Source organism: Treponema sp., from assembly GCF_045657965.1.
GTDB lineage: Bacteria > Spirochaetota > Spirochaetia > Treponematales > Treponemataceae > Treponema_D.
In genome coordinates this window covers 1-11,091 of record NZ_JAZOUG010000311.1, presented here as the reverse complement: position 1 = coordinate 11,091, position 11,091 = coordinate 1, and the positions used below count along the sequence as shown (strand labels likewise).

The following is an 11,091-nucleotide window of genomic DNA, read 5'->3' as shown; positions in this document are numbered from 1 at the left end:
CTCAAATCTTCTGTAATGACTTTTACATATTCTGCATCGTCATCATCACGCCATTTTGCATAGTCTGCAATTGCTTCTTCTTTTGACTTGTATTCGTCTTTGATGAATTCCCAGAGGTAATCCACGGTTTTTGCATCAGGGAAGCAGATACCGCTTGTACCACCGGCTTCGATTGCCATATTACAGAGAGTCATGCGCTCTTCCATATCCATGTTATCAACGACAGGACCTGTGAATTCGATTACACAGTTTGTAGCACCGTTTACGCCGATTTTACCGATTAAGTGAAGGATAACATCTTTTGCGTAAACGCCTTCCTTGAGCTTGCCGTTCAAAACGAATTTGATAGATTTTGGTTCACGGAAAGAACATACGCCTTTTAAGATTCCAACTTCAAGGTCTGTAGTTCCGACACCTGCAGCAAATGCACCGAAAGCACCATGAGTACAAGTGTGGCTATCACCCATGATTACAGTGTAGCCAGGTCTTACAAAGCCCTTTTCTGGGAAAATTGCATGGCAGACACCGTTTGCACCAATATCAAAGAAGTCTTTAATGTTATTTCTGTGTGCCCAGTCACGTAAGATTTTTGACTGAGTAGCAGTTTTGCTGTCTTTTGAAGGTGTTACGTGATCAATTACAGCTTTGATTTTTGTAGGGTCAAAAACACGATCCTTTCCACGTTCAACAAGATCATTAATTGCAACCGGAGTTGTGATTTCGTGGCAGAACACGCGGTCAAGCTTAAGAACATAAGTGCCTTCGAACGGCGTGTCAACAAGATGTGACTCAAAGATTTTTTGAGCAATCGTCTTTCCCATTTTAAATACCTCTATATTTTATTTTACCACATTAATCGGCTTGCCAGCCAAAAATGCTTTTATATTCTGAACTTCAATATCCAAAAGCCTTAAACGGGTTTCTTTTGGTGCCCACGCAAGGTGCGGTGTAATTACGCAGTCAGGAGCCTTATAAAGAGGGCAGTCTTGATTCATAGGTTCGTTCAAAAGAACGTCTGCTGCATAACCTGCAATTTTTTTATTATCAAGAGCAGAACGAACTGACTGTTCATTAATCATACCACCGCGTGCAGTGTTTATTAAAACAGAAGAAGATTTCATTAAGGATAATGTTTTTTCGTTAACAAGTTCTTTAGTATCCGGCGTGAGCGGTGCATGAAGTGAAAGAAAATCTGACTGACTGAACAATTCTTCCTTTGAAACTAGTAAAATTTTGGATTTTTTTGATTCTGAAATATTTAATGAAGACTTTGCCTTTTCAAAAGAAGCTGATGAATGAGCACAAACAATTACCTTCATACCGAACGCTGTTGCAATCTCTGCAACACGCTGACCTATATGACCGAAACCAAAAATACCTAAAATTTTACCTGGAAGTTCTGAAAGGGGAGAAAGCCAGTAACAGAAGTCTGGATTTGTAATCCATTTACCTTCATGAACAGACTTTGAATGGAGTGAAACCTGATTTGTAAAATGCAGAATAAAAGAAAAAACATGCTGTGCAACTGCATCTGTGCTATAAGAAGGAATATTTGTAACTGTAATTCCTTTTTCTTGGCAGGCTTTTACATCAACCACATTGTAGCCTGTCGCCAATACTCCGATGTAACGGAGATTGGGGCATTTTTCTACAATTTCTTTGGTGATATTTATTTTATTCAGAAGAATTATTTCACTGTTGTCGATTCGCTCGATAACAAGTTCTTGAGGAGTACGATCATAAACTGTAAATTCACTTGAAAGAGCCTTTATACAATCCCAAGATACATCTCCAGGATTAAGTCCGTGCCCGTCAAGAACCGTTATTTTCATTGCTTAACCCAACACCGCAATTCCTGTAGAAGAGATTGCTGCATTAATAGCATCTTCAATGCCACCAACACCTTCATCAAAATCTACAAGAACCTGTGATTTGTCTGGGTTTGCATTGCAGTTTGTAACACCAGCTACTGCTTTTACAGCCGCATCGACTTTTGCAGCAACGTCCGGGTCAAACATACCGTCAACGTAAATTTTCTTCTGCATTTAAGAACATCTCCATTTGATGTGATACTTAATTATAAACTGAATGTCGGAAAAGTTCAACTAAAATTATTCGGCGAGTTTTTTACCGCCACCCTGTGTTTGTGCTAAAGATTTTCCAAGTTGACCGCAGGCACCGCCAATTTCACGACCGCGCCTTGTACGTAAAGTTACATTAATTCCGGCTTTTTCAAGATGATGAACAAAATTTTTACATTCTTTTGCGCTTGGCTCAGAAAATTCCAGACCTTCAACAGGATTCCATGGTATTAAATTCACATGTACATCCAGTCCGCGGGCAAAATTAATCATATTTGTGGCACTTTCAATACTTGTATTTGTATCATGTAAAAGAGCAGCTTCAAGAGTAACTCGTTTTCCAGTTTTTTTTGAAAAATAATCAATAGCTTTTCTTAAGTCCTCCAGAGGATTTGTCCTGCATATTGGCATTAATTTTTGACGCAAATCACTATGTGCAGTTGTTAATGAAACAGCAAGCCTTATTGCAGGTCCATTATCTGCAAGATCATAAATTCCTTTTATTACACCGGAAGTTGAAAGAGTAATTCGTCTGCCAGAAAGGGCCCTGCCGTCTTTGCTGGTAAGAATTGCAATAGCTTTTCGGACATTTTCAAGATTCATCATAGGTTCGTCCATCCACATGAAAACAATATTATCTAACGGACCTGCATGTTTTTCCAGATATAAGAACTGTTCTACGATTTCACCGGCTGTTAAATTTCTTGCTAAGCCTAAATGACCTGTCTGACAGAAAGCACAGTTCATTGCACAGCCAACCTGACATGATACACAGGCTGTTTTACGTTCTTCGCGGTCGGTAAGTAAAACTGTTTCAACGGCAAAACCATCAGAAAGTTCAACCTGAAGTTTTATTGTTCCGTCTGGATCTTTGAGAATCTTAGAAACTTTTGTAGAGCGGAGAAGGGATTTTTCTTTTAATATTTCTCTCAAATCTTTGCTAAGATTTGACATTTCATCAAAAGATTCTGCTCCTTTTCCTATCCATTGAAAAATCTGCTTACCACGAAAAGACTGTTTTAGTCCTAAAAATTCACAGATTTCAGACGGCAGAAGAGCTGCCAATGCAATTTTTTCATTCATAGGTGAATGATAATACTATAAAAAGCCGTATCAGAACAAGTCGAAAATTTAGGCTTCTCGTTCTAAACGGTTAATCATATCTGCGATTGCAGGAGAACGGACACCGTAGCGTGAAACACCTTTTAATGTTTCAAGTGCTTTTGATTTTTGATTCATTTTTATGTAGCAGTCTGACAAATCAATATAAAAACGGAAATTGCGCGGATCACCTTTTATAAGTCCCTGTAATCGTTCGGCAGCTTCTTCATAACGGCCTTCACCTTTACAAATTAAGGCAAGTCCTAATGCAGCATACACATCAAATTCTATATCTATAGCCTTTGTATAATATTCTGCTGCAGTTTTATAATCACCTGTGTTCCGGTAAGCGTCCCCTGCACGTGTAAGAATAACTTTATTGTCCGGATCCATTTCAAGAATTTTGTTCCAGTATTCGATTGACCGGAACTGTTGGTTCATGCCACGGTAACAGTCTGCAAGACCGAATAATGCATAAAAATTATTTGGTTCTCTTTCTAAAGCACGTTCAAAGTACATGACACCTTTGTCGAATGTTTTTAACTTTCTATGACAGTTTCCAATGGAAGTTAAAACACGGATATCAACAAGTTCATCATTTTTTTCGAGCATTTTTGTCCAGTAGTAAAGAGCATCGCGGTATTCTTTAAAATCATAATGAAGATGACCAAGTCCAATTAATGCGTAAGAATTGTTTTCTTCCATGTCTAAAACTGAAAGATAAAGTTCTTTTGATTTTTTAAAATCCCTGGTTTTTCTATATGCATCAGCAACACGCGTAAGAACTGTAATATTTCTGTCATCATGAACAAGATATTGCTCCCATATAGCAATGGCTTTATGATACTGGTTTAATGCTTTGTAACAGTCAGCCAGTCCAAATAATGCATAACTGTTATTAGGATGATATTCAAGGCATTTTGAGTAAAATTCTTCTGCAGAGCGGAATTTTCCCTGTTTTCGTTCTGCATCACCCAAACCTACAAGGGCGTAATTATTATTATCTTCAATTTCTAGAATTTTACTGAAAGCTTCTTTGGCTTCATCAATCCGGTTATCTTTTATTAACTGGTAGCCTTTTTTTGACAATTCAGAGATTTCTGCAGAAACTTTCCCGTCTTCAGGAACATATTCTGTTACCATTTGTGGAATTTCATATTCCTTAAATAATTCATCACTCATTTTTTTATATCCTCACTTTTTTTTAATTACTTAATTAATATTGAAATAATACTGGCAATCTTCTCATAAAGAGCCTGAGATTTATTTTTATTATTGGCTAATATATAATATTTCAGCGCAATTAAATCTCTGTTTTGCTTTTTATAAATATCTCCAATACGAACTAAACCATCGGAATAGCCGGTCGTAACAAAAATTCTGCAGGCAGCATCATACTTACCTTCATTAAAGAGTACGTTTCCTTTACGGTTGAGAACGGCTTTTTGCTCAGAAGTAAGAGCCTGAACAGGTTTATCTGTGACTTTGATAAAACCTTCAGGAATACTATGCGCAGATAAAGTACTTTTTAATTTATTTTCATCCAACTTTTTTTACCTGAAATTATTAACTGCTTTAATGCTAACACTTTTTTTTGAAAAGTCAAGCCTCATTTAAGATTATTTTTTATTTTTATCAGAATACGAGTAAAAATGAACTATAGAACGGCCGTAAATTCTTTTATCTGTTAAGGATAAAGAACCGATTTGATCTGGAAGCATATCTTCTTCCGGAAAATGAATCATAACAAGTCCATTTTCATTGATGAGTGAACGCTGTTCAATAATTTTAAGTAAATCGAGCCTGTATTTATAAGGGAAGGGCGGGTCTAAAAATATATAATCAAATGTGTCTTTGCAGCGTTTTAAGAACAGTTCTACTGCCATAAAGTGACAGCCGATTTTTACTCCAAGTTCTTTTTCTGTAATAGAAACATTTTCCAGAACCTGTTTTACTTTTATTTTATCTTTTTCACACAGCTGTACACTTTTTGAACCGCGTGAAACTGCTTCAATTGCTATTGTTCCACTTCCGGAAAATAAATCAAGCCAGGATTTTCCGTCTAAATCCCCTAAAATTGCAAAAACAGATTCTCTCATTCTGTCCATCGCTGGCCTGATTATGCCGTCAGGGCATTTTATGACACGTCCTTTTAATTTTCCGCCGGTAATACGCATTTTGATTCCTTATTTTTAAATTTATGAATTTGGATTTAAAGACCAGTATGTAAGATTATGAGGAAGCTTTTTGTTTTCTTTTGCATAATCGTATGCTGTTTTGCCAGTAGAAACTTCTACCTGATATTTTGAGGCTCCATTTTTTAAGAGCCAGTCTATAATTTTGGTATTATTGTTTGTCTGGCAGGCTATCATTAATGGAGTTTTTCCATCATAGGGAATATTTAAGGGAACTTTTTTATTGATAAAGGCCTGAAGAACATCTGTATTGTTATAATTTGAGATACCATAAAAAAAAGCTTCTCTGGCTTCTTCAGAATCAGGTTTACATGAGTCTAAAAGAGCCGAAACAACATCAGAATTTTGCGAGTATCCGGCTGCAAGCTGGAGGGAAGTAAGACCATATTTATTTTTTATGGTACGGTCTGCACCTTTATACAGTAAAAGCCGTGTAACATCCGGATTTTTTTGAAATCGTGCAGCATACATTAAGGCAGTCCAGCCGTCATCATCTTTTGCATTTATTTCTGCTCCTGAATAAAGCAGGTTTTCGATTAGTGCAATATCACCGCTTTTAGCTGCTTGCATCAGCTTTGTTTTTCCAGATGAATCTTTTTTATTCGCGTCGGAAATAAATTTTTTTGCAGATTCTTCTGCAAGAATCAGACTTTCTGGAATTATGGAAGCTGTATATTTATCATCAGCATAATCATAAAGATATATACTTTCTCTGATAATTTTAGAATCTGAAGAAGCCTCTGCAAAATCAATAAGTTTGTTTACAATCTCTTTTTCTTCAGTTACTTCGCTTTCAACAACAGCTTCAGTTTTTACTTCAGGTTCTGCCGGTAAAACTGGAGCAGCAATTAAATTTTCTCCGGATTCTGTAAGAACTTCAACAGGAGCTTCTTCAGGAATACTTTCTGAAATTTCTTCAGAACCAGTTTCAGTATTTTCCTGTGGTTTTTCGTTATCTTCAGGCTGCTCTTTTGCAGGTTCATCAGCGTACTGACGTAAAATTTCAAGAATATCCTCACTGTGAGTTTCATTCATTCTTGCATAATCAAAAGATGTAAGCCCATTTTTATCTTTTGTAAGAATGCGTTTTTTCTTTGCAGCATCACGAAAAGCTGAGGTTTTAAGCATGTCCTCAATGACATCTATATTTGTTTCATACTGGCATGCATACATAAATGAAGTTACGCCATTTTTTGTTTTAGAATCGGGAGAAACACCAGCTTTTAACAGCAGGGAAATAACTTCATTATCACGATTATGTTTTAGGGCAGCCATTAGAACATTTTCTTTATCTGCACCCCGTGTATATTTTACAAAAGAGTAGTCAGTTTCGATTGCACGGCGAATATTTTTTTGTGATTCAGATTCAACAATATAAAAAGCCCGTTCACTCCATGGACTTGCTGTTATATAAAAAAGAGAAAACAGAAATATAAAAATTGCAGTGACTTGTTTCATTAATTTAAAATTATAAACTGTTTTTTTTAAAATTCAAACCAGTTTCCATCGCTTGTAAGATACCAGTCTGCAAGTACATTATTCAGCGTCGGATTGTACCAGCTGATCGAACCATCCCGGTTTAAAACAACCATTTTGCTCTTATTTGTTATTGCTTTTATCGGCATTGAAGCAGATCTTCTGTATGTTAAATCTCGTTTTGTGGAAATATTAACGGAGCGCACCTGACTTTTTCCGATATTTGTGAATAAAATATTTTCATTAAGAGTTGCAAATGCTTCACTGTCTTCATCTGAGATTGAAAGAAGATAACGCATGTTTTTTGTAGATGGTCTGTATGCAAAAACTGATGTTGTTAATTTCTTAGTCTGGGAATTAGTATAAATTGTGATTCCAAAAATTTCACTTTGTGAGATATTCGGGTTGTATGTGAGTGAATAGACTACAGTACCTTTTATTGAATTAAGGGGAACAGTTTCCTGTGTCTTTATATTTACATAAACTAACGGTGAAGCTGAAGATGAGGTACTTGTTTTTGCAATATATAAATCATTTTCATTGTAGAGCAGTGCATCCTGAATACTTGTTCCCTGAAATAACTGCTTTTTTTGAGAAGTTGAAATATCAAATAAATTTACGGATGAATTCGATTCAATATCAATTAAACTGTTTCCATAAAGCTTTAAAATCTGAATTGTACCTTCCGGATTAAAAAGTTGAATCATTTTGTTTGATGAAAGTTCTAATAGAACGACTGGTTTTTTGGAATCTTTTGTCCATAGAATTATATTTTCACCATACGGTATTAAACTGGTATATCCAGAATTAACAGCCTTTTTGTCTATAATGTTGCTTTCGTAAGAAGACTTAAAAATTGATGAAGGGGAAAGGAAATAAAAATCTTCTCCTACGGCTGCAATATCATAAATTGATTCATACATTTTATCTGTAAACGGCTGCTGTACATCAATACGCTCAGACTGTGCATAATCAAATTTATAAATATTTCCGGTATTTGTCCCTGCATAAATTTCTTCGCCTGCTAAAGCTGCGCAAACAATTTCTTCACCGTTTTTTAGGCCTGAAAAAGTTCTTTGTAATTCCGGAGAAACAACTGCTTTATTTCTGTCATTAGAAATTTTAAAGAGCTTAAATTGTCTGTTATCATTAACAATATAATAAAGGTCTTTAGATTTATTGCGGGAAATTAAAACTGGATTATTAGCTTTGAAAGTTCCTAAAGTATTTCCTGTGACTGCCTGTATTACAAAAATAGAATTTCCACGTACACCGGCGCCAAAAACACCATTGTTAAAAAGACAGAATTGATTCAAGTCATATTCAGTGTTAAATCTTGCTTTTTCATTTCCATTTTGAAGATTGTAATAAACAAGTGTTCCTTTGGGTGAATAGGTAATTAATGATTTTTCTGAATCTGATGTGTAAACAAAATTTACTATACTTTTATCACCTTTGATTTTATTGCGGATTATTGAACCATTAACAGAATTTAAGAAAATCGGTCCATCAACATTTGCAGTTCCACAGATGATATATGTACCTTTAGCTGAATATGAAAGACTTGTAAGTGAATCAGTAAATCGGAACGCAAATTTTCTTGTCAAAGTTTTCCAGTTCCAGACTGAAACACGATTTAATGAAGCTCCGTCACTTTCGTATACTGCAATTTCGTTTCCATTTGGACTTCTGGCAATCATTTTAATGGGCAGATCTGAAATCTGGTAGTGTTCGCCGATTCCATCATCACTCCATTTGATTAAAAATCCGTCAGTACCGCTTGAAAAAACTGAGCTGTCTGTATTTTCAAGGAATGATATATTTGTTACTCCTCCAGAATGTGACTGAGTAGAAATATGAGACTGTGCGAAAAGTGAAAAATTAAAACCTGCGATTGAAAGTGTCAGTAAACTAATTTTAGCCAATTTATTTTTTTGCATTTAACAGCTCCGAAAAATAATGAAAATCACCGCTTATTGCCAGAGTAAAAAGAATTGCAATCAGTGCAATTCCTGCATATTGTACAATATTTTTCGCTTTTGGGGAAACCTTAATACCAAAAACAGCTTCTACAACTGAAGTCAAAACTAAAAATCCGTCAAGAATTGGAATTGGAAGCAGGTTCATTATAAAAAGCGATATACTAATTAAAGCCATGAATTGCAAAACGGATACACAGCCTTCACGAAATCCTGCTGAGAAACCTGATCTTGCGGTTTCACCAAGCATATTCGTAATCCGGGCTGGGCCTGCAATACTTTCAGTTATATTTACGCCTTTAAAAAGGGTTGTAATTCCTTTAATGGAAAGGTAAATCAATTTAAATGTTTGAGAAAATCCCTGATAAAGTGCAGGAAAAAAGCTGTAGCGTACAGCTTGTCGTGGTTCAACTGAAGTTTCATCGCTCATGACGCCGATTTTTCCTTCACCTGTGTTTTTGTCTAAGTCAGTGTGAACAATAAAATTTAAAATTTCTCCGTTTCGTTCTACTTCGATAAGAATATCCTCATCGCCGTGTGCAGCAATTTCAGTGTAAATGGCAGAAAAATCTTCTGTTTCTTTTTCATTAATTCTGATAATTCTGTCACCGCTTGTAATGCCTGCTTCTTTGGCAGCTGAATGAAGTTCAGGATATTGTTCGGTTGCAAGCCGGATTGTATTTCCTGCTGAATAATAAGTGTAGCCGGTGAGCGCAATTATAAAAAATGCAAGGACTGAAAACAAAAAATTTGCTAAAGGACCTGCAAAACCTATAAAAGCACGAAAAATTGCCTTAACACCATAAAAGGAATTATGGTCAATCTGTGAATTACCGTTATAGTATTCTTCAAAATCCTGTTCACCTTTCATTGCACAGTAGCCACCAAATGGAAGCAGTGAAATACGCCAGTCTGTGCCTTTCCATTCTTTGTGAAGTAAAACCGGTCCCATGCCGATTGAAAATGCTTCTACTTTTACTCCAGAAAGTTTAGCAGCCAGAAAATGTCCAAGTTCATGAAGAAAAACGAGGATTCCCAAAAAAATGATTCCGATTATAATTGTCATAGTATCTTATTTTAGTGGATGATTTGTTCTTTGCTTTTTTCACGGGCAAGTTTATCAGCTTCAAATACATCTGATAAATCTCGCGGGATTTTAGTCCACTCGTATTTATGTATTACATTTTTGACAAGTTCAGCAATTTCAAGGAATCCAATTTTATTTTCGATAAAAGCTTGAACGGCAACTTCATTTGCGGCATTAAAAACAATCGGATAGGAAGCACTTTTTTTTGCACATTCAAAAGCAAGTGAAAGCATTGGAAAATCATCTGTACGCGGTTTTTCAAAGGTTAGAGTTCGTGTTCCATCCAGCGTATCTGTTAAATCAAACGGCTTCATGAATGAAGGAAGAATTTCAGGCCAGTCCAGAGCCTGCAAAATCGGGTGTTTCATGTCAGGTTCTGAAAACTGTCCGTAAACAATTCCGTCTTTTGTCTGTACAAGTGAATGAATTACACTTTGAGGATGTACAACGACTTGAACCTGTTCTGCTCTTACGTCAAAAAGTCGGACTGCTTCGATTACTTCAAGACCTTTATTCCCAAGAGTTGCAGAATCAATCGTGATTTTAACGCCCATGTCCCATGTTGGATGTTTTAATGCATCCTGAATTGTAACTGATTTAAGCTTTTCGCGCGGAAATGTTCTGAATGGACCGCCGCTTGCAGTGATTACAATTTTATCGATGTTTTCTTTTCCGCAGCTGTTAACAAGAGTAAATATTGCTGAATGTTCAGAATCTACCGGTAAAATTCTTGAACCGGACTTTTTTGCTGCTTCAAACATTAAAGGTCCTGCCATGACAACAGTTTCTTTATTTGCAAGTGCCAGATCAATTCCTGCATCTAAAACTGTCATACTTGGCTTTAATCCGGCACTTCCGGCAATTCCGTTTACAACGATATCCGGCTTTGTTTCGTCTATAAGCCGTTTTATTCCGTCAATTCCGTCTGTTTTAGTAAGTGTAAAAGGGCAGTTGAATTCTTTTGAAAGATTTTCAAGTTCTGTTTTTTTTGAATTTGCAGAAAGACCGCAGCATTCAAATCGATTTTTCTCGTTACGCAGAATATCAAGCGTACTTGTTCCAATTGAACCTGTACAGCCCAAAACAAGTATTTTTTTCTTTGAGTCACTCATAAGCAGTTAAATAATTAAAATATAAAGTTGATTCCGAAGTAGTATACAGGGGCAACAAAA

General features: G+C 36.0%; 11 protein-coding genes. All 11 read right to left on the bottom strand.

The window, feature by feature from the left end; genetic code table 11:
- A partial coding sequence (locus tag ACKI5B_RS11835; RefSeq protein ID WP_407429012.1) for an aconitase family protein occupies positions 1–821 on the bottom strand: 821 nt, incomplete at its 3' end.
- Positions 822–839: 18 nt separating this feature from the next.
- Positions 840–1,832: a D-2-hydroxyacid dehydrogenase gene (locus ACKI5B_RS11830; RefSeq protein WP_407429010.1), complete on the bottom strand. Its 993-nt coding sequence runs from the start codon at positions 1,830–1,832 to the stop codon at positions 840–842.
- A 3-nt stretch (positions 1,833–1,835) separates the two neighbouring features.
- Entirely contained in the window at positions 1,836–2,045 is a 210-nt protein-coding gene (locus ACKI5B_RS11825; protein WP_407429008.1) for a cation transporter, read from the bottom strand.
- A 66-nt stretch (positions 2,046–2,111) separates the two neighbouring features.
- Complete coding sequence (rlmN, locus tag ACKI5B_RS11820; protein ID WP_407429006.1) at positions 2,112–3,164, bottom strand: dual-specificity RNA methyltransferase RlmN; 1,053 nt, start codon at positions 3,162–3,164, stop codon at positions 2,112–2,114.
- Between the two features lie 48 nt (positions 3,165–3,212).
- Entirely contained in the window at positions 3,213–4,364 is a 1,152-nt protein-coding gene (locus tag ACKI5B_RS11815; RefSeq protein ID WP_407429004.1) for a tetratricopeptide repeat protein, read from the bottom strand.
- Positions 4,365–4,390: 26 nt separating this feature from the next.
- Positions 4,391–4,729 carry a hypothetical protein gene (locus ACKI5B_RS11810; protein ID WP_407429002.1) on the bottom strand — a complete coding sequence of 113 codons (339 nt, stop codon included), beginning with the start codon at positions 4,727–4,729 and terminating at the stop codon, positions 4,391–4,393.
- 72 nt (positions 4,730–4,801) lie between these two features.
- Positions 4,802–5,359, bottom strand: a complete 558-nt coding sequence (gene rsmD / locus ACKI5B_RS11805) for a 16S rRNA (guanine(966)-N(2))-methyltransferase RsmD (RefSeq protein ID WP_407429000.1) — start codon at positions 5,357–5,359, stop codon at positions 4,802–4,804.
- Positions 5,360–5,380: 21 nt separating this feature from the next.
- On the bottom strand, positions 5,381–6,835 hold the full coding sequence (locus tag ACKI5B_RS11800; protein ID WP_407428998.1) for an ankyrin repeat domain-containing protein: 1,455 nt from the start codon (positions 6,833–6,835) through the stop codon (positions 5,381–5,383).
- A 26-nt stretch (positions 6,836–6,861) separates the two neighbouring features.
- On the bottom strand, positions 6,862–8,793 hold the full coding sequence (locus tag ACKI5B_RS11795; RefSeq protein WP_407428996.1) for a WD40 repeat domain-containing protein: 1,932 nt from the start codon (positions 8,791–8,793) through the stop codon (positions 6,862–6,864).
- Positions 8,780–9,898 (bottom strand): RIP metalloprotease RseP, encoded by a 1,119-nt coding sequence (gene rseP, locus ACKI5B_RS11790; protein ID WP_407428994.1) that lies wholly within the window; start codon positions 9,896–9,898, stop codon positions 8,780–8,782. Before rseP ends, ACKI5B_RS11795 begins: the two co-directional genes overlap by 14 nt.
- Before the next feature lie 11 nt (positions 9,899–9,909).
- Entirely contained in the window at positions 9,910–11,031 is a 1,122-nt protein-coding gene (gene dxr / locus ACKI5B_RS11785; protein ID WP_407428992.1) for a 1-deoxy-D-xylulose-5-phosphate reductoisomerase, read from the bottom strand.
- Between the last annotated feature and the right edge of the window lie 60 nt (positions 11,032–11,091).

Bases quoted from the DNA above. Each gene is read 5' to 3' on its own strand.
- ACKI5B_RS11830 (WP_407429010.1), bottom strand. From the start codon at position 1,832: ATGAAAATAACGGTTCTTGACGGGCACGGACTTAATCCTGGAGATGTA.
- ACKI5B_RS11825 (WP_407429008.1), bottom strand. From the start codon at position 2,045: ATGCAGAAGAAAATTTACGTTGACGGTATGTTTGACCCGGACGTTGCT.
- rlmN (WP_407429006.1), bottom strand. From the start codon at position 3,164: ATGAATGAAAAAATTGCATTGGCAGCTCTTCTGCCGTCTGAAATCTGT.
- ACKI5B_RS11815 (WP_407429004.1), bottom strand. From the start codon at position 4,364: ATGAGTGATGAATTATTTAAGGAATATGAAATTCCACAAATGGTAACA.
- rsmD (WP_407429000.1), bottom strand. From the start codon at position 5,359: ATGCGTATTACCGGCGGAAAATTAAAAGGACGTGTCATAAAATGCCCT.
- ACKI5B_RS11800 (WP_407428998.1), bottom strand. From the start codon at position 6,835: ATGAAACAAGTCACTGCAATTTTTATATTTCTGTTTTCTCTTTTTTAT.
- ACKI5B_RS11795 (WP_407428996.1), bottom strand. From the start codon at position 8,793: ATGCAAAAAAATAAATTGGCTAAAATTAGTTTACTGACACTTTCAATC.
- rseP (WP_407428994.1), bottom strand. From the start codon at position 9,898: ATGACAATTATAATCGGAATCATTTTTTTGGGAATCCTCGTTTTTCTT.
- dxr (WP_407428992.1), bottom strand. From the start codon at position 11,031: ATGAGTGACTCAAAGAAAAAAATACTTGTTTTGGGCTGTACAGGTTCA.